This window comes from Pseudomonas sp. VS40, from assembly GCF_018587885.1.
In the GTDB taxonomy this organism is placed as follows: Bacteria; Pseudomonadota; Gammaproteobacteria; order Pseudomonadales; family Pseudomonadaceae; genus Aquipseudomonas; species Aquipseudomonas pergaminensis.
Map to the genome: position 1 here is coordinate 1 of NZ_JAGYWD010000014.1, position 19233 is coordinate 19233.

Annotated in this window: 14 protein-coding genes, 1 rRNA gene and 2 pseudogenes; 11 read left to right on the forward strand and 6 right to left on the reverse strand. The window is 61.6% G+C overall.

Features of this window, described 5'->3' with window-relative positions; translation table 11 throughout:
- A 5S ribosomal RNA gene (gene rrf / locus KHP07_RS27820) occupies nucleotides 1–115 on the forward strand.
- 337 nt (nucleotides 116–452) lie between these two features.
- Complete coding sequence (gene mrdA / locus KHP07_RS27825) at nucleotides 453–2345, forward strand: penicillin-binding protein 2 (protein WP_016974809.1); 1893 nt, start codon at nucleotides 453–455, stop codon at nucleotides 2343–2345.
- Here the strand turns inward: mrdA and KHP07_RS27830 are convergent, their stop codons facing one another.
- Nucleotides 2346–2747 carry a GFA family protein gene (locus KHP07_RS27830; RefSeq protein WP_078047727.1) on the reverse strand — a complete coding sequence of 134 codons (402 nt, stop codon included), beginning with the start codon at nucleotides 2745–2747 and terminating at the stop codon, nucleotides 2346–2348.
- 98 nt (nucleotides 2748–2845) lie between these two features.
- Between KHP07_RS27830 and KHP07_RS27835 the strand changes: the two genes are divergently transcribed.
- Nucleotides 2846–3313 carry an SRPBCC family protein gene (locus KHP07_RS27835; protein WP_099493863.1) on the forward strand — a complete coding sequence of 156 codons (468 nt, stop codon included), beginning with the start codon at nucleotides 2846–2848 and terminating at the stop codon, nucleotides 3311–3313.
- Between the two features lie 43 nt (nucleotides 3314–3356).
- Here the strand turns inward: KHP07_RS27835 and KHP07_RS27840 are convergent.
- Nucleotides 3357–3690, reverse strand: a pseudogene (locus tag KHP07_RS27840) (hypothetical protein); the annotation flags it as partial.
- Between KHP07_RS27840 and KHP07_RS27845 the strand changes: the two are divergent.
- Nucleotides 3678–4304: pseudogene (locus tag KHP07_RS27845) on the forward strand (TonB-dependent siderophore receptor); the annotation flags it as partial. The pseudogenes KHP07_RS27840 and KHP07_RS27845 sit on opposite strands and share 13 nt — an antisense overlap.
- Before the next feature lie 58 nt (nucleotides 4305–4362).
- Here the strand turns inward: KHP07_RS27845 and KHP07_RS27850 are convergent.
- The gene (locus KHP07_RS27850) at nucleotides 4363–6606 is read right to left on the reverse strand and encodes a TonB-dependent receptor (protein ID WP_214498404.1); all 2244 of its coding nucleotides are present in this window, start codon (nucleotides 6604–6606) and stop codon (nucleotides 4363–4365) included.
- A gap of 195 nt (nucleotides 6607–6801) precedes the next feature.
- Here KHP07_RS27850 and KHP07_RS27855 point away from each other — a divergent pair, with 195 nt between their 5' ends.
- From KHP07_RS27855 to KHP07_RS27885, 7 genes are all read left to right on the forward strand, one after another.
- The gene (locus tag KHP07_RS27855) at nucleotides 6802–9159 is read left to right on the forward strand and encodes a DNA polymerase II (protein ID WP_099493861.1); all 2358 of its coding nucleotides are present in this window, start codon (nucleotides 6802–6804) and stop codon (nucleotides 9157–9159) included.
- A gap of 71 nt (nucleotides 9160–9230) precedes the next feature.
- Nucleotides 9231–9809 (forward strand): GNAT family N-acetyltransferase, encoded by a 579-nt coding sequence (locus KHP07_RS27860; RefSeq protein ID WP_028619514.1) that lies wholly within the window; start codon nucleotides 9231–9233, stop codon nucleotides 9807–9809.
- Between the two features lie 12 nt (nucleotides 9810–9821).
- Nucleotides 9822–10454 (forward strand): glutathione S-transferase N-terminal domain-containing protein, encoded by a 633-nt coding sequence (locus KHP07_RS27865; protein ID WP_028619515.1) that lies wholly within the window; start codon nucleotides 9822–9824, stop codon nucleotides 10452–10454.
- A gap of 164 nt (nucleotides 10455–10618) precedes the next feature.
- The gene (locus KHP07_RS27870; protein ID WP_078047731.1) at nucleotides 10619–11206 is read left to right on the forward strand and encodes a DUF4174 domain-containing protein; all 588 of its coding nucleotides are present in this window, start codon (nucleotides 10619–10621) and stop codon (nucleotides 11204–11206) included.
- Between the two features lie 112 nt (nucleotides 11207–11318).
- Nucleotides 11319–11834 carry a sigma-70 family RNA polymerase sigma factor gene (locus KHP07_RS27875; protein WP_028619517.1) on the forward strand — a complete coding sequence of 172 codons (516 nt, stop codon included), beginning with the start codon at nucleotides 11319–11321 and terminating at the stop codon, nucleotides 11832–11834.
- On the forward strand, nucleotides 11831–12790 hold the full coding sequence (locus tag KHP07_RS27880; RefSeq protein ID WP_028619518.1) for a FecR domain-containing protein: 960 nt from the start codon (nucleotides 11831–11833) through the stop codon (nucleotides 12788–12790). The genes KHP07_RS27875 and KHP07_RS27880 overlap by 4 nt, the downstream gene beginning before the upstream one ends.
- A 142-nt stretch (nucleotides 12791–12932) precedes the next feature.
- Nucleotides 12933–15296, forward strand: coding sequence for a TonB-dependent siderophore receptor (locus tag KHP07_RS27885; RefSeq protein WP_071489752.1), 2364 nt, complete (start codon nucleotides 12933–12935; stop codon nucleotides 15294–15296).
- Nucleotides 15297–15317: 21 nt separating this feature from the next.
- Here KHP07_RS27885 and KHP07_RS27890 read toward each other — a convergent pair whose 3' ends face one another.
- From KHP07_RS27890 to KHP07_RS27900, 3 genes are read right to left on the reverse strand one after another with little or no spacing between them, the layout of a single operon-like run.
- Entirely contained in the window at nucleotides 15318–16373 is a 1056-nt protein-coding gene (locus tag KHP07_RS27890) for an acyltransferase family protein (RefSeq protein WP_028619520.1), read from the reverse strand.
- A gap of 22 nt (nucleotides 16374–16395) precedes the next feature.
- A complete protein-coding gene (murJ, locus tag KHP07_RS27895) occupies nucleotides 16396–17805 on the reverse strand; it encodes a murein biosynthesis integral membrane protein MurJ (RefSeq protein ID WP_214498405.1) in 1410 nt (469 codons plus the stop codon).
- Nucleotides 17805–19232: an O-antigen ligase family protein gene (locus tag KHP07_RS27900; RefSeq protein ID WP_099493864.1), complete on the reverse strand. Its 1428-nt coding sequence runs from the start codon at nucleotides 19230–19232 to the stop codon at nucleotides 17805–17807. Before KHP07_RS27900 ends, murJ begins: the two co-directional genes overlap by 1 nt.
- Nucleotide 19233 lies beyond the last annotated feature (1 nt).

The following is a 19233-nucleotide window of genomic DNA, read 5'->3' on the forward strand; positions in this document are numbered from 1 at the left end:
TTGACGACCATAGAGCATTGGAACCACCTGATCCCATCCCGAACTCAGCAGTGAAACGATGCATCGCCGATGGTAGTGTGGGGTTTCCCCATGTGAGAGTAGGTCATCGTCAAGATTAAATTCCAGAACCCCATTTGCGAAAGCAGATGGGGTTTTGTTTTGGGCGGTCGAAAAGTACGTAGAAAATCATTGCCGTGCACTGCTGGTCAACATCGTCATCGATAACAGACCACTGAAGCGCCATTTCTCCTAAAATCCCTTCTTGTAGCATCCCGGCTAGCGCAAGCTCATCCCCTACAATTGTCCTCATAAAAGCGACTGTTGAATCTGCCGTTGGGCAAATGGATACAAAGTGTTTCCGTATTTTTGGTATGGTGCAGCACATTTTCACAGGGACTGATCTTTCATCCGCAGGACGCGTCGTCGACCTTCTTCAACGAGATGCTGTAGAAATGCCTGAACCTATACCGATCAAGGATCACGAAAAAGAAAACCGCCTTGTCAACAAGCGCCTGCTTGCCTGCGCGTTGTTGGTTATTGGCATCACCTGCGCCCTGGTAGGGCGCATGTACTTCCTGCAGGTCGTGCAGTTCGACTACCACTCCACAATTTCCGAGAACAACCGCGTCCACGTACTGCCTATTACGCCGACGCGTGGGTTGATCTATGACCGCAACGGCGTCGTACTGGCTGACAACCGCCCCAGCTACAACCTGACCATCACCCGTGAACGCACCACCGACCTCAAGGGCGAGTTGGACGCCATCGTCAGTTTGTTGCACTTGCCTGCCGAAGACCGTGCTGTATTCGACAAGGCGCTGAAGCAAGCTCGGCACCCCTTCGTTCCTGTGACATTGTTTTATGAGCTGACCGAAGAGCAGATCGCGCTGCTGGCCGTGAACGAGTTTCGCCTACCGGGTGTGGACGTAGAACCGCAATTCGTTCGTCACTACCCCCTAGGCGCTCACTTTGCCCATTCCATCGGTTATGTAGGGCGGATCAACGAGAAAGAATCCAAAGCCCTCGACTCGGTGGAGTACCGTGGCACCCAGTCCATCGGCAAGACCGGGATCGAGCGCTTCTACGAGTCCGAATTGCACGGTCACGTAGGCTATGAAGAGGTCGAGACCAATGCCCAGGGCCGCGTACTGCGCGTGCTCAAGCACACCGACCCGATTCCGGGAAAGAACATTGTCCTGAGCCTCGACGTTCACCTCCAGGAAGCTGCAGAGGAGGCCTTGGGTGATCGACGCGGTTCGGTGGTTGCTCTCGACCCGCAGACCGGTGAAGTGCTGGCCATGGTCAGCAAGCCAAGCTTCGATCCGAACCTGTTCGTCACCGGTATCAGCTTCAAGGAATACGCCGCTCTGCATGACTCCATCGACCGGCCGTTGTTCAACCGCGTCCTCCGGGGGCTCTACGCGCCAGGCTCGACCATCAAGCCAGAAGTCGCCATCGCGGGCCTGGACAGTGGCGTCGTCACCGCCCAGACCCGCGTGTTCGACCCGGGTTACTACCAACTGCCGGACTTCGATCACAAATACCGCAACTGGAACCACAGCGGCGACGGCTGGGTAGACATGGACGCCGCCATCATGCGCTCCAACGACACCTACTTTTACGACCTAGCCCACAAACTCGGCATCGATCGCCTGCACGACTACCTGGCTGAGTTCGGCCTGGGTCAGAAAGTGTCGCTGGATATGTTCGAAGAGTCAGCCGGCCTGATGCCCTCCCAGGCCTGGAAGCGCGCTACTCGCCGGCAACCCTGGTTCCCGGGTGAAACCGTGATCCTCGGCATCGGCCAGGGCTATATGCAGGTCACACCGCTGCAATTGGCCCAAGCCACAGCGCTGATCGCCAACAAGGGCGTGTGGAATCGGCCCCACTTGGCCAAGACCATCAATGGCGTGCCCCCCGTGGATGAAAACCCGATGCCCAACGTAGTCCTCAAGGACCCGCGTGATTGGGAGCAGGTCAACCACGGCATGCAGCTGGTGATGCACGACCCACGCGGCATTGCCCGCGCTGCCGCACAAGGCGCGCAATACCGCATCGCCGGCAAGAGTGGTACGGCACAAGTCGTTGCGATCAAGCAGGGCGAGCGTTACAACCGTGAAAAGACCCTGGAACGCCACCGCGACAACGCCTTGTTCGTCGGTTTCGCTCCGGCCGAACATCCGAAGATCGTGATTTCGGTGATGATCGAAAACGGCGAGGCCGGCGGTCGTGTTGCAGGACCGGTAGTGCGTCAGATCATGGACGCCTGGTTGCTCGACCAAGAAGGCCACCTGAAGCCGCAGTACGCGACGCCGGCTAAAGCACCCGGAGACCCGAAGGTCTAATCAGTTTTTCCACTCGTCCCACTGCTCTACGCCTTCATAGGCAAGCCAGGGCACCGCATGGGATGTCCAGATATGTGCGGTGGGCCTGACGGCTGGATCATCATCCAGCGTCGCCACCCGCACAATGACGTGAGGTTGGTGCCCACGCTCTGCCATCAGGTGCGAGCCGCAGCGCGAACAGAAATGCCTGAGCTTGCCTGGCGACGATTCGAATGACGCCAGCAGTGCTTCGCCCTGAGTCCAGCGAAAGTGCTCACGCATCACGCCCGCCGTCGCCACAAATGCTGCCGCATGCACTTTGCGACAGCTGTCGCAGTGGCAGTGGCTGATGGGCATGTCGAGGCAGTCCACTTGGTAGCGCACGCCTTTACAGAAGCAACTTCCATTCAACGGGTCAGTCATAACGTATAGCCGGTTCAAGGATGGGGTCATCATGATTGCTTACAACCCAAGGTTGCGCATTGTTTGATGTCGCCTACTGTCAATGGAGGAGGTGACTTATGCACGTATTAGATCGCATCGAACGAAAAGTCCTGCTCAACGCTTCACGTAAACAGGTGTGGGAAGCCCTCACCGATGCCGAGCAATTCGGCAGTTGGTTTGGTATTGCCCTCGGAGGCAAAACCTTCGTTGCCGGGCAAACCCTTGAGGCGCCGATCACTTATCCTGGTTACGAGCATGTGATCTGGAAGGCCAGAATCGAACGCATCCTGCCGCAAACACTGTTCTCGTTCTGGTGGCACCCTTTCGCGGTGGAGGAGGGCGTCGACTACGACCAGGAAACCCCGACACTGGTGGAATTCACCATCGAGGACCGGGCACCGGGCATTCTGCTGCGGGTGGTCGAGTCGGGGTTTGACGCAGTGCCTGAGGCGCGGCGGCAGAAAGCCTTCAAGATGAATTCCCGTGGCTGGGACGAGCAGATGGGCAACATCGAAACTTACCTGAGCCAAGCCCGTCAAGCTTGACCGCAACGGGCATCAAACCTGATGCCCGCCTCGCTCTACGAACTCAGCCTTCGTGAGCGGTGGTGATTTCCAGGGTGTCGGTGAACGTCACCAGTACACCTTGCCCGACCTTAAGGTCTTTGAGGCCGGCGCGAATCTCCGGTTTCTCCACATTCAGCACTTTCGTCGCACCGGCCGGATTCTCCAGGGTGACCTGGTTTTTCTTCAGGTCGATATGGGTGATCTTCAATTGCACCTGCACTTGGCGGAAGGCTGCACCGCCCGGGTTAGGGTTGTCGGCGGTGGCGCGGACTACACCGGTTTTTTTCGCTGGCGTCCGGTGCGCTTTTGTCGACGTCGGTGTCCAGCACGGCAGCAACCGAGTGGGTGGTCAGCACCACAGCGCGGCGCGTCGGCGTTCAAACCGATGGAGGGCGAGCAATACGAAGCGGGGGTGAAGTACCAGCCGAACGACAGTTCGTTGCTGACCCTGTCGGTGTACCAGATCAAGCAAAAGAACGTGCTGACCGGCGATATCGAGTACCCGGAATATCAGCTGCAGGAAGGCGAGGCGCGCTCACGCGGCGTCGAGTTTGAAGGCAAGACACGGATCGGCCAGTTCGAAGTGATTGGCGCGGTGGCTTACATAGACTCGTTCTACACCAAGAGCAATTACGGGGATAAGGGCAACCGCCACGAATCCCAGGCTCCCAGGACCGCCAGTGGCTGGGTCGATTACCACTTTGCCAGCTATGCCCTGGCAGGTCTGACCCTTGGCGGCGGCGCCCGTTACACCGGCAAGAAGTACGGCGACTCGGGCAACACCTTCAAAACACCATCGTTCGTGGTGTACGACACCACCCTCAGCTACGACCTGGGCCGTGTCAGCCCCACCCTCAATGGCGCGGAAGCGAACCTGAACGTGCAGAACCTGTTTGATCGCGAGTACGTGTCGTCCTGCAACTATGCCTTTGGTTGCTACTGCGGGCAGGAGCGTACGGCGTCGCTGTAAGTATCCTACGATTGGTGACGCCAAGCGGGTGGCGGCGAAGGCGGCCACCCGCGGGTGATCAGAAGTCCACAGTCGCCGACAGCTTGGCGACACGTGGATCGCCCTGGCTGAGGAAACCGCCCTGGGCCGATTCCCAGTACTTCTCGTTGGCGACGTTCTCCACGGTGGCACCGAGGGTGACATCACGCTGAGCCACCTTGAAGTTGTAGCGTGCGCCCACGTCGAAGCGGTTCCACGCGGGCAGGCTCAGGTTGTTGGCGGCGTCGGCGTACTGGCCACCGGTGCGCAGCATGCGGCCGTTGAGCGTCACGCCCTGCAGGCCGGGCACATCCCAATCCACGCCAGCATTGAACTGGAACGAAGGCACACCGATCGCGCGGTTGCCGTCGTTGGCACCGTTTTGCGTGTCTTTGAGCTCGGTCTTCATGACGGTCACACCGCCCAGCAAGCGCAGGCCGCTGACCGGCTCGCCGAAGACATTCAGCTCCACACCTTTATTGATCTGCAGGCCCTCCCGCACGTAGCGCGCTGTCGTAGCATCAATGACCTGAACGTAACCGGCTCCAGGCTGTTCGATGCGGTACACACCCAACGTCGCCCCATAGGTGCCCATGTCGACTTTTACGCCGGCTTCGATCTGCTTGGAGCGCGCAGGTGCAAACGCCTGGCCGCCACCGATGATCGTGCGGTTTCCCGAGTTGACGGGAGACGTCGGGCCTTGCGCGAGGCCTTCGATGCGGTTGGCGTAGAAGGACACATGTTCCCACGGCTTGAACACCAGGCCGTAGACGGGTGTGGTGATCGACTCGTCATAGTTGGAGGTGCGGGTGCCACTCATGTAGTTGTACCCCTGCACCACCATCTGCTGGCGGCGCGCGCCGAGCGTGATCAGCAGGCGGTCATCGAAGACGCCGAGGGTATCGGACACCGCCGCGCTGCGCACAAAAGTCTTGGCGGTAATCGTGGGGTCGCTGAAGTCAGTGCCCGGTGTATTGCGTGGGTTGTTCAAGGTGGGTGGCGCACCGGTCACCGGGTCGTAGATATTGGTTGGGGTCGCTGTCGACGAGGCGTTGAACACATAAGCGTTGCGTGCCTGGGTCCAGATACCGGCCAGGCCGAAATTGAGACGGTGGCTGACAGCGCCAGTCTGGAACTTGCCGTTCAGCCCGCCCATCAAGCTGCGGTTGTCTTCTTCGTGGGCAATGGTCGAGCGGCTCGCCAGGGCATTGCCAAGGTTATCGGTCAGCGTCACCGACGAGTACTGCCCCATTTCACGTGTGTGCTTGGCCCCGCCTGCCGCATAAACCGTCCAGTTGTCGTTCAAGTCGTACTCGGCGCGCAGCATGCCCAGGGTGTCTTCAAGGTTGGTGTTGCTCCAGCTCGGCGCATAGTTGGTGTCAGCCGACGGTGCATCCGGGACATGGGTGGCCGTGCCCAGGAACACCGAGTTGCGCCCGCCGTTGATGCGTTGCTTCTGATACACAAAGTCACTGGACAGACGCAACGCATCGCCGCGGTAGTCCAGGCCAACCGCAAACAGTTTAGAGCGCTGGTTTTCATCATCGATGCCGGTATCGCCTTCGCGCTGGGACAGGTTCACCCGCGCGCCAAAACGGTTGTCTTCACCGAATCGCTGGCCGATGTCCAAGTGCTCGCCCACTCGGCCATCGCTGCTGATATCGGTGCTGAAGCGACGCAGCGGGACATCGTCGGCGCGCTTGGGCTGCAGGTTCACGCCACCGCCGATCCCCGAACCGCCCGGTGTTACGCCGTTGATAAAGGCATTGGGCCCCTTGAACACTTCGACGCGCTCCAGGGCGTCAGTGGAGATGATCTGGCGTGGCAGGATGCCGTACAGGCCGTTGAAGGAAATGTCGTCACCATTGAGCGGCAGGCCACGGATCATGAAGGTCTGCGCCTGGTTGGCAAACCCTGACGCCTGGCGCACGGACGAATCATTGAGCAGCACATCACCGACAGTCTCGGCCTGCTGGTCGCGAATCAACTTCTCGGTGTAGGAGGCCATGCTGAACGGCACATCCATGATGTCCTGGTTACCCAGCACACCCAACTGACCGCCGCGTGCCACTTGGCCACCGGCGTATACCGGGGGCAGAGCGCTTGGAGCGGGCGCTTCGGCGTTGATACGGGTGGCGCCCAGTTCCAGTGTGTTGCCATCCTGACGGCTGTTCGCATCCTGCGGGGTGGCGGGTGTTGCGGCGTGGGCCGTGAGGCTCAGGGAGCAGCAAAGGGCGAGCAGGGTGGGGCGAAAAGGCACAGCGAAGGAGGCACGGATGGGCATGGTCGATCCTGACGGTGAACCGTCATGTGAGGAAAAGGGCAACAGCATTGCGCGTCCTCACTGCGCGGATACGACTCCGGCGCGAATGATAGTAATTATTATTAACGCCTTGCAACAAATTTATGAGATTCAGGTCTGCGCGCGCGGATGCCGAGTAGAATCACGCCCTGAAAGCGATTCCTGAGGTGCGGTACGGTGGATTTACAGCAGGGTTTTGTCCTGACCCGGCATTGGCGAGATACCCCGGCAGGTACGGAGGTCAGCTTCTGGCTGGCCACCGACCAGGGCCCGAGGTTTATCCGCCTACCCGTGCAGACTTCAGTGATGTTCATCCCCGAGGCCCATCGCAAGCCGTTGGATTGGCTGCTCAAGGGCGAGCGCGACATCGAATTGCGCCCGTTGCAGTTGTGCGATTTCCATCACCGTCCCGTGCTGGGCCTGTACACGCGCCAGCACCGCCAGGCGATGGACGTGGAAAAACGCCTGCGCGCTGCCGGGGTTGATGTCTACGAAGGCGACGTGCGCCCACCTGAGCGCTACATGATGGAGCGCTTCATCACCGCACCCGTGTGGTTTGGCGGCACGCCCGACGCCAGCGGCGTGCTCTGCGACGCGCAGATGAAGCCCGCGCCAGACTACCGCCCGCCGCTGAAACTGGTGTCCCTCGACATCGAGACCACCGCCCAGGGCGACCTCTATTCCATCGCCCTGGAAGGTTGCGGCGAGCGCCAGGTGTACATGCTCGGCCCGCCGAACAAAACCGACGCCGTGGATTTCAAGCTCGACTACTGCGACACCCGCGCCCAACTGCTCGAGCGCCTCAACGCGTGGCTCGCCCAGCACGACCCCGACGCGATCATCGGCTGGAACGTGGTGCAATTCGACCTGCGCGTCCTCCACGAACATGCCCAGCGCCTCAATGTGCCGCTCATGCTTGGCCGGGGCGAAGAACCCATGGCCTGGCGCGAACACGGCAGCCGCAACCATTACTTCGCCGCTGCGGCGGGGCGGCTGATCATCGACGGTATCGAAGCCCTGCGCTCGGCCACCTGGAGCTTCGAATCCTTCAGCCTGGAAAACGTCGCACAGACCTTGTTGGGCGAGGGCAAGGACATCTCCACGCCGTACCAGCGCATGGACGAAATCAACCGCATGTTCGCCGAGGACAAGCCCGCGCTGGCGCGCTACAACCTCAAGGACTGCGAGCTGGTCACGCGGATTTTCGCCAAGACCGAACTGCTCAAGTTCCTGCTGGAGCGGGCCAGCGTCACTGGCTTGCCGGCCGACCGCAACGGCGGCTCCGTCGCCGCGTTCACCCATTTGTACATGCCACTGATGCACCGCCAGGGCTTCGTCGCGCCGAACCTGGGTGACAAACCGCCCCAGGCCAGCCCCGGTGGCTTTGTCATGGACTCACGTCCCGGCCTCTACGAATCCGTGCTGGTGCTCGATTACAAAAGCCTTTACCCGTCGATCATCCGCAGCTTCCTGATCGACCCGGTGGGCCTGATCGAAGGCCTCAAGCACCCTGACGACAGCGAGTCGGTGGAAGGCTTTCGCGGCGCACGTTTCTCTCGCACACGGCATTGCCTGCCTTCTATCGTCGCGCGGGTTTCCGAAGGCCGCGAAGTGGCCAAGCGTGAGCACAACGCACCGCTGTCCCAGGCCCTGAAAATTATTATGAACGCCTTCTACGGCGTGCTCGGTTCGAGCGGCTGCCGCTTCTTCGATACGCGGTTGGCCTCGTCGATTACGATGCGCGGCCACCAGATCATGCGCCAGACCCGCGAACTGGTTGAAGCCCAAGGCTATGAGGTGATCTACGGTGACACCGACTCCACCTTTGTCTGGCTTGGCAGCGCACATTCCCAGGAGGACGCCAGCCGCATCGGCCGAGGGTTGGTGCAGCACGTCAATCACTGGTGGCGCGAGCATCTGCACACCGCGTTCGGGCTGCAAAGCGCCCTGGAGTTGCAGTACGAAACCCACTTCACCCGCTTTCTCATGCCGACCATCCGTGGTGCGGAAGAGGGCAGCAAGAAGCGCTACGCCGGCCTGGTGGTGCGCAGCGATGGCAGCGAGGAAATGGTCTACAAAGGCCTGGAAACCGTGCGCAGCGACTGGTCGCCCCTGGCTCGCCGGTTCCAGCAGGAACTCTACCAGCGCATCTTCCATCGCCAGCCCCACCAGGACTACATCCGCGACTACGTGCGCCGTACCCTCAGCGGCGAGTTCGATGAGTTGCTGATCTACCGCAAACGCCTGCGCCGCCGACTGGACGACTACGAACGCAACGTGCCGCCCCATGTGCGCGCCGCGCGCCTGGCCGATGAGTACAACGATCGCCTGAACCGCCCGCGCCAATACCAGCGCGGCGGCTGGATCAGCTACGTGATCAGCGTCAACGGCCCGGAACCCTTGGAAGTGCGGCAGGCGCCCATCGACTACGACCACTACGTCACCCGGCAATTGCAGCCGGTCGCCGATGCGATCCTGCCGTTCGTGAATGACGATTTCAGCACCCTGGTCGGTGGGCAAATGGGCCTGTTTTAAAACGCTTGATTCGTCAGGGCGCGAGCCTGCACTCTCTGTCTCTGATGACCACCCAGACGGCGCAGCCCCTCATGACCCAACTTACCCTGACCGGCACGACGGTCGAACTCCTGCCCCTGCAAAGGGAACACAAGGCCGCCTTGCTCGAGGCCGCGGCCGATGGCGAACTGTGGAACCTCAAGGTCACCAACGTACCGGGCCCGGACACTGTTGATAAATACATCGACACCGCCCTGGCGGGGCGCGACGCCGGCAGCGTGATCCCCTTCACCCTGGTGCGCCGCGATACCGGCCAAGTGGTCGGCAGCACGCGGTTCTGGAAGGTCGACCGGGTCAATCGCAAGCTGGAGATCGGCCATACCTGGCTGGCGCTGTCCACGCAGAAAAGCGGCATCAATACCGAAGCCAAGCTGCTGTTGCTGACCTACGCTTTCGAAGTGCTCGACTGCGTGCGCGTGCAATTCACCACCGACGAACTCAACGAAAAATCCCGCGCGGCGATCCTGCGGCTCGGCGCCGTGCAGGAAGGCATCGTGCGCCACGAACGCATCATGCCCGATGGCCGCAAGCGCAACTCGGTGCGCTTCAGCATCATCGATTCGGAATGGCCGCAAGTGAAGGCCACCTTGCAGGCCAAACTGCAACGCTAGGAGGAAAAGCCCATGTACACGCTCTATGGCATCGACGAATCCGGCTCCTGCATGATCGAAATTGCCCTGCAGCGCTGTGGGGTGCCGTGGCGACGGGTAGACGCAGCCTCCTGGGCGGAGGGCGAGGGCAGTGACGAATTGGCCCGCATCAACCCGCTCAAACAGGTGCCCACCCTAGTGACCCCGGACGGCCAGGTGCTGACGGAAAGCGCTGCGATCCTGATCCACCTGGGCCTGGAATTTCCCGCCTCCCAGCTCTTGGGCGGCAACCGCGCGCAGATCATTCGCGGGCTGGTGTACATCGCCGCCAATTGCTACTCGGCCATCGGCATCATCGACTACCCGCAACGCTGGCTCGGTAACGTCAACGAAACCGTGCAGGCGCAGCTTGTCACTGGCACCCGCCGCTACCTGCACCAGGCCTGGGTGGTGTTTGCCGATCAGTTTGCCGACCAGTTGTTTGCCGCCAACAATACGCCTAACGCGCTGGGCTTGATGGCGGCTGCAGTGTCGCGCTGGGACGAGGCACGGGAGGCGTTGAACGGCCTGGCGCCGGGCTTTTCCCAGTCACTGGCGCACGTGGATGCCGACCCCCTTGTGGCACCCGTATTTGCTCGGCATTGGCCGCAGTGGAAGGTCTCATGATGTTTCCGCAATCAGTGGAAACAATGACACTCGCGGCCACCAAACCCTTGCGTAGCGGGCGTCCTGACCTACGCTTTCTTAAAGTGGTGTAGGAATCATCCTTGAATTTGACTGTCGCAGACATGAAACTCAAGAACCCTGCATGGAATTCAAAGGAGGTGCGCATGCTCATCCGGTCGCTGACCCTGGCTACCTTGATGGCTTTTACGGGGCCGCTGTTGGCTGCTGATGATATCAACCCGCTCAAGCAGGACTTGGGCAAGGCCCGGCCGCTGGTGGTGGTGGAGCTTGATTCCGGCAACGACACCTTGGCGACTCTCAAGAAACAGTTGGACGAGCCTGCGACCAAGCAGTCCTTTGAAGAACGCAGCATGGTGTTCTACACCGTGAAGTTCGGCAGCATCGGTGCTGAAGGCGAGAAATTCGCCAAGGACCCCAAGGACAGCAGGAAACTCACCCCGCCGGAAACCAACGCGCTGATCCGTGCCCTCAAGCTGGGCGCCGGCAGCGGCACCAAAGTGATCCTGGTGGGCAAGGACGGCGAGAAAAAACTCGAGAAGACCGTACCGCCGGATACCCTCGACCTGAAGGCGTTTTTCAGCGCCATTGACCAGATGCCAATGGCCGAGAAAGAAGCCGCTGCACCGGCCGAGCCTGAACCCGCTGCCGCACCAGCGGAGAAGCAGGGTGCCAAGGCTGGCGCCAAACCTGGCAAGCCCGCCAAGCATGCAGCGCAGCCATTGGATGACTGACCCTGTACGGGAGCCGGGCAGCCGGCTCCCGTAGCAGAAACTTGCAGTAACAGCTCTGCGAAGAATATGATAACCGTTATCATTTACGCCTTATTCTTCGCGCGCGGCCTCCATGTCTTCGACTCCTGCGGTAAGCCCCACTGAACTGGCCACCTTGTACCGCCAGCAACACCGTTGGTTGCAGCAATGGCTGTGGCGTCGCTTGAACTGCCCGCAGAGCGCCGCCGACCTGGCCCAGGACACATTCCTGCGGCTGCTGGCGAAGAACCAGCCCCTTGAAATCCACGCGCCGCGCAGCTTCCTGGCGAAAGTGGCGCAAAGCGTGCTGTCCAACCACTTCCGTCGGCAGAAACTCGAAAAAGCCTACTTGCAGGCCTTGGCCCTGTTGCCGGAAGACGCCGCGCCCAACGCCGAAACCCAGTGGATCCTCCTCGAAACCCTGATGGCCCTCGATGAAGTGCTCAGCCGCCTGGCCTTGCCCGTGCGCCAGGCGTTCCTGTGGTCGCAGCTCGATGGCCTGAGCCACGGCGAGATCGCCGAGCGCCTCGGTACCAGCATCACCACGGTCAAACGCTACATCGTCAAGGCGGGTGCACAATGCATCTTGCTGGACAGCCAGCGGTCATGAATCCGGTGCCGTTATCGATCGAGGTCGCCGAGCAAGCGATGCACTGGCAACTGGAGCTGCAGGTGCCGAACGTCAGCGAGCAGACCCGCGCCGAATGGCAGCGCTGGCGTGAGCAGGACCCGGCCCATGAACAGGCCTGGCAACATTCCCAGCGATTTTTCCAGCGTTTGCAGGATGTGCGCACACCGACCCATCAAGCCTTGGCCCGCGCGACGCTGTTGCCGGCGTTGTCACGTCGCCAGGTCGTCAAGCACCTCGCCGTGTTGCTGGCGTCAGGCACCGCCGCTTGGAGCATCAAAGACGCGGCGCTGCTGCAACACTGGACCAGCGACTTCAGCACCACCGTCGGCGAGCAGTGGCGCATCGGTTTGGCGGACAACACCCAAGTGCAGCTCAATACCGACACCGCCATCGACGTCAAATACACCGCGGATGTACGCCAGATCCATGTGCTGCGTGGTGAAATCCTGGTGGACCCCAACCCCACGGATATCCGCCCGCTGTGGGTGAAAACCGCCGAAGGCCTGACCCGTGCGGTCAGTGGTCGCTTCAGTGTGCGCCAGCGCGATGGCTTTACCCAATTGGGCGCAGACCAGGGCGCGCTGTCGGCACAGATCCCGTCGCGCAGCCTGCTGCTGCAGGCGGGCGAACTCATCAGTTTTGATGCCCACACCTTGCTCGCCCGGCGCCCGCAACGGGACGGTGAACTGGCGTGGAGCCGTGGAATGATCGTCGCTCAGGGCATGCGCCTGGAGGACTTCCTCGAAGAGCTGAGCCGCTACCGTCGCGGGCGCCTGGCGTGTGATCCCGCGGTGCGCGGCTTGCGCGTATCCGGCACCTATCCGCTGTCCGACACCGACCGGATTATCGCGGCGCTGGCGCAAACCCTGAAGCTGGACGTGCAGCATTTCACCCGTTTCTGGGTCGCCCTCAAGCCGCGCCAGAAGCTTGTGTGAATTTATTTCGCGCTTGGGTGGTCCGTTTGCGAATCTCACGAGACTTATATCCCCAGACACTACCTTCACTGGGGAATAGGGCATGCAGCCGCACACACCGAAGAAAAACATACGCTTGAAGACATCATTGGCCCTTGCCGTAATGCAGGGCATTGCCAGCGTCACTGTGGTCACGCCGCTGTTGCTGGCGTCGGCCTGGGTGCACGCAGCACCGCAAGTGGAATTCGACATCCCGCCAGGTTCGCTGGCGGAGGCGCTCAACCAGTTCGGCCAGGCCAGCCAGATCCTGCTGTCCTATCCGGCCGCGCTCACCGACGGCCAGACCAGCCCAGGCCTGCGCGGGCGGCATGACCTGGATACCGGCCTGGCGATCCTGCTCAGTACCAGCAACTTGCAAGCCGTGCATGGCAGCGGCAACACTTACTCACTGGCGCGGCGCCCGAGCGATGGCGCATTGCAGCTGGGCACCGTGTCCATTTCGGGCAAGGCACCCGGCTCGACCACCGAGGGCACTGGCTCTTACACCACGCAGTCCTCCAGCAGTTCGACGCGCCTGAACCTGACGCCTCGGGAAACCCCGCAGTCGCTCACCGTAATGACCCGCCAGCGCCTGGATGACCAACGTCTCACCAATCTCAGTGACACCCTCGATGCCACTCCCGGCATCATCGTGTTGCGCGATGGCCTTGGGGCGGAGAGTGACGGTTATTTCTCGCGCGGCTTCCAGATCCAGAACTTCGAAATCGACGGCGTGCCCACCGCCACACGCATGGACAACTACACCCAGAGCATGGCCATGTATGACCGCGTTGAAATCGTACGCGGCGCCACCGGCCTTATCAGCGGCATGGGCAACCCGGCGGCGACCATCAACTTGATTCGCAAGCGCCCGACGACCGAGACGCGCGCCAGTGTCACGGCGGAAGGCGGCACCTGGGACCGCTATGGCACCGGCCTGGACGTCTCCGGCCCGCTGACCGAAACCGGCAATGTGCGCGGGCGCCTGGTCGCGGACTACAAGACCGAACACGCCTGGATCGATCGCTACAAGCAGGAAACGCAGCTGCTCTATGGCATCACCGAGTTCGACCTCAGCGAAGACACGCTGCTGACACTGGGCTTCAGCTACCTGCGCACCGACGTCGATTCGCCGGCGCGTTCCGGTTTGCCCACACGCTTTACCGACGATTCGCGCAGTAACCTTAGCCGCTCGCTAAACACCGCGCCGGCGTGGTCCTACAACGATCATGAGCAGACGAGCTTTTTCACCGCCATTGAGCAGACGTTCGACAGCGGCTGGAGCGCCAAGGCCGAATTCACCCACACTGAAAACCAGTTCGATGAAGTCTTCAACTACGTCAACGGTTCGCTCAACGCGAACGGCAGTGGTACCACTCAATTGCCGGTGCGTTTCTCCGGTACGCCGCGCCAGGACAACATCGACCTCTACGCCACCGGCCCCTTTGACCTGCTCGGGCGTGAGCACGAGCTGATCGCGGGCGTCACCTTGTCCAAATACAATGAAAGCGTGCCGAGTTACGGCGGCTGGCATTACGACTATTCCGGCTCGCCGGCCGGTGCCATCGACAACCTGTTCAATTGGGATGGCCAGTCGGTCAAGCCCGCGTTCAATGTCACCGGTAAATCCTCGGTGGATGAGAGCCAATATGCTGCTTACTTGAGCACGCGACTGCGAGTGACCGATGACTTGAGCGTGATCCTCGGCAGCCGGGTGATCGACTGGAAGCGCGAGACCGAAGATCGACCCTACGGCGGCACGGCGACCCGCACTGACGAATCGGAAACTGGCGTCTACATCCCTTACGCCGGCGTGGTATATGACCTCACCGACAACTGGTCGGCCTACGCCAGCTACACCAAGATCTTCAATCCCCAGGCCAGTTGGGTGCGCGACATCAATAACAAGGCGCTGCCGCCGATGGAGGGCAAAGGGTATGAGGTCGGCCTCAAAGGCAGCTTCTTCGACGAGCGGCTGAACACCAGCTTGGCGCTGTTCAAGCTGGAGCAGGACAACCTGGCCATCTGGATCGACACCCCGGGCGGCAACACCTATCGCAACGAGCAAGGCACCACCACCGAAGGCGTGGAGCTGGAGCTCAACGGCGAACTGGCTGACGGCTGGCAAGCCTCCGCTGGCTATGCCTATGCGGTGAGCACCGATGCCGACGACAAACGCATCGTCACGACGTTGCCGCGCCAGAGCCTGAAGACCTTCACTTCCTACCGTTTGCCCGGCGCGTTCAACAAGCTTACCGTGGGCGGCGGAGTGAACTGGCAGAGCAAGGTCGGCGAAGACCTGCACACCTTCAGCCAGGGCAGCTACGCCATCACCAACTTGCTGGTGCGCTATGACCTGACGTCCAAGCTGAGCGCCTCGGTCAACGTCAATAACCTGTTCGATCGCGAGTACTTCAGCTACGCCGGCAACCACGGCATGTACGGAGCGCCGCGCAACCTGATGACCAGTGTCAAATACGCTTTCTGACGCAATGATTGAACGGCGCCCTCAAGGCGCCGTTTTTGCGACAGGCGCCTTGCGCACCGGAAACGGAAAGTAGAAAAACCGCAGGAACGCCACCCGCTTGATCACTTCCCCGATCAACAACGGCACCACCACCGCCACCACAAACCCCACGCAGGCCGCGACAAACGCGGGCAGCCCCAGGCGCTCCAGCAGGTCGACCGTCTTGTGCTGGATCTCGCCGTGGAAGATCAGCAGGATCAAGGTGTTCTGACCGATATAGGTCATGGCCCGCGTGACCCAGGTCGACACCATCAATACGCGCGCCAGCGCCCAGCAGGCGTACACGCCGATCACGGCCGGCAGGGTGGTCCAGAACCAGTGGTCGTAGCGTCGCTGCGCCAGGTCCATGGTGTCCCAGGTGAAGGTGAATACCACAACGAACAATGCAATCGAAATCAACAGGGTCAGCCAGGAGCCCGCGTGGGTGCGCAGCCAATCACGCAGCAGGTAGCCGACAATGAAATAAGTGCTGCTGATCAAGGTGATATCCAGGCTGAACGGCAGGCCCGGCAGCACCCAGGTATGCCCGCCGAACGCGACTGGCAACTGCCAGAACCACGGCAGCATCCAGACGCCCACAATCAACTGCAGCGTTACCAGCGCGCAACTGAGCAACAGTGACAGCTTCAGGCGCTGGATCAGGCGCAGCATCACCCAACTGAACAGGATCGCCACCCAGAAATGCGGCAGGAACCACAGCGCCTGCCACGGAATGGTATCCACCGAGGCGTACAGCACACCGCCGATATCCGGCAACAGCGGCTGGCCACGCAGAATGCTGCGCACGATCACATAGGTGAGCATGGTGAAGAAAAACGGTTTGAGCAGGCCATCGGCCTTGCGTATCGCCATCTCCACGAACGGCTGCTCGGGCTTGAAGAACACGCCCGACAGAAAAAAGAACAGCGGCAAGATGAACGACGCCAGCACCGGGTACAGCAAGTCCGGCGAAGTGGCGACGAACCAACTGTGGGCAAACACGATCACCAGGATGCCGATGCCTTTGGCGATATCCATTTGAATCCAGCGATGTTTCATATGAGTTGTCCTGATCGATCATTCATGCCTTGCGCCACGGTCTCAGCCAGAGTGCCATGCCCAGCAATACCACCGCGCCAGCCAGGGTGCTTAGCCCCAGTTGCAGCCACATGCCTTCAATCCGAAACAGCGCCAACGCCGCCACGCCCATCAGCACCGCGCTGAGCAGCCAGCTCCGAGCCCAGGGCAGGGCGCCGAGCAAGGCCTGGCGTTGCATCAACAACAACGCGGTGCAGAGCACGCCGGCCAGCGCAGCCAGCGGAATCCCGGCCAGGCCGAACACAAACGGCAGCACGCCCAGCAACAGCACATTGGCCAGGCTACCGAGCAGTTCACAACGCAATGGCTGGCGCGTATCGCCTGCAGCGTAGGCGTAGCGCGCGAGCAGGGCGTTCCAGGCGCCGAACACCAGTGGTACGGCAAACCAGGCGAGCAGCAGCGGCAACGGCGAGTCCAGCGATTGCTTGGGCAGCAGCAACGCCACCAGGCTCGGCGCCGCCGCCACCAGGCCGACTCCGGCGGGCAGGGTCAGCACGCTGGCGGTTTCCAGACCGCGCTTGAGCAGGGCCAGGCGCTCATCGCCCTGGCGGCGGCTCATCATGCCCAGCAACACTTGGTTAAGGCTCATCAGCGCAATCAGGGGCAGGTTCATCAGCTTGCGCGCCAGGTTGACCCAGGTCACCGCGCCTTCACCCAGCAACGACGCCACCAACCGTTCAATCAAGGCCAGGCCCTGGCTGGCGCCATTGCTCAGCAACAGTGGGCCGATGCGTTGGCCCAGCTCCCGCAGTGGCGCCAACGACAGGTGCCACTGCCACGGCCGCCAGCCCTGGCACCACATCGACGGCAGCAGCGCCAACGGCATCAACAGGCTGCCGGCCAGGCAGGCCAGGGCCAACGCGTGAGGTTGGGTCGCGGTGCCGGCGAGGGCGAGGTAGGTCACCGGCGGCAGGTTGAACAGCAACGAGCCCAACCCCGCGAGCACAAAGCGTTCGCGGGCTTGCAGCGCAATACTGAACAGCGCATGCAGCATCAGCCCCGGCACGCACCAGGCGACAATCTGCAAGTTACTGCTGGCGAGCGCCGTGGCACTGGCTGCCAAGCCCGGCCCAAGCAGTTGCACCAGCCACGGCGCCAACAGTGTCAGCAGCAGGCTGGTGACCAGTGCGATCAGCAGCAACGCCGGAAACAGCACCGCCAACCAGCCCAATCGCTCGTCGTCCTTGCGCGCCAGGTACAGCGGCAACGCAGCGGCGCTCAGCACGCCGCCGGCCAAGGACATGCGCAACGCTTCGGGCAAAAACAGTGCGATCAGGAACGCATCGCTGCGCTCACCCGCGCCCCAGGCCGCCACCAACAGCCATTCACGGGCAAAACCCAGGCACAGGCCAAGCAGCGTCGCCAGCGTCAGCCAGACGGCAGAGCCCAGCATCAGGGTTGCGCGCCATCAAGCACGGGTTTGGACACGCTCAGGTTTTTCACCTGCGGCAGGCGTGCCGGAAACAGTCGCCGGGCTTCCAGCACATTGATGCCGACCATCAGCCAGAACAGCGCGACCATCACCACCGCAAAGCTGAAATAGTGGTCGAACAGGCCGCTGACCAGCGCCGAGAGAATCCCAGCGGTGGTGCCCAGCCACAGCGCATTGTCCTTGGTCAGGCGGATCGGGCCGCTGTCCGGGCGCGCTTCACGCCACCAGCGCACGGTCACCGCCACGAAGAACAGCATGCCAACGATGCCGGTCTTGTAGATGAAGTTCAGCCACAGGTTGGAGATGCCCAACAAATCGGTGCCCGGCACCGGCGGGTCGACCTTGAAGCCGATGCCGAACGGATACGACACCACCGCCTGCGGGAACATGCGGTATTCGTCGAAACGCACTTCGGTACTGGCGTTGCTTGAGGAAAATATCGTCGCCAGGCGTTCCTGCAACGGCGGATACGCGATCACCAGCGCCACCGTCAGTGCCGCGCCGATCATCAGCAGGCGCCCGGTGTACGGTACCCGGCGTGTGGCCATCCACAGCAGCACCAGCGCCAGGCTGACCATCGCGCCACGGCTACTGGCCAACAGCAACGCGGCTGCACCCAGGCAGGCCACGCCCAGGCCCAGTGCGCGTTTCCAGCCTTGCTCGGTCATGCCGAAGCAGAACGCCAGGGGCAACAGCAACGCCATGATCCCGCCGATGGCATTCGGGTGCATCCACGGTGAGCCCATGCGTGAAGACATGGCCTCCAGGCCGAATTTCAACATGTCGAAGTTGCCGTAGTTGAACAACGCCAGGATCGGCGCAATGCCGGCTCCGGAGCGTGTGCGCACGAACACTGCAATCGACAGTACCAGCATGGCCAGGCTGCCCAGCAGCAGGGCGATCACCAGGGATTCGCGGTGCTTGTGGTCCACCAGCAATTTGGCGCAGAGGAACACCGACGAAAGGCTCAGCAACCAGCGCAACCAGTTGGCCACGCCGCTGGTGTCGGCGTGGATGGTGACCTGGCCGACGATAAACGGGAACACGCTGAACAGCATCAGCCACAGCAGCATCTGGTCGGTGGGCCGGCGTGTGAGGCTGGGCGTATCGGGCAGGCGCGCCAGGAAGTTGTGCCACAGCACCGCGCCCCAGGTCAGCGCCAGGATTGCTTCGCTGACGGTGCTGCGAATGCCCAGGTTGACCGTGGAGTACGGCATGAACGTAGCAACCAGGGCAAACAGCAACAGGCCCCAGAACGGAAAGCGCAGAACAGTCACCGCCCCGGCCAGGCCGATCACGGCAAGGAACGCCTTGGCCGGTGACAGCAGCAGGGCGACGGCACCAAACAGCAGGCCGAAGAAAATCGCGAAGAGGCCGGGCAGGTTCACT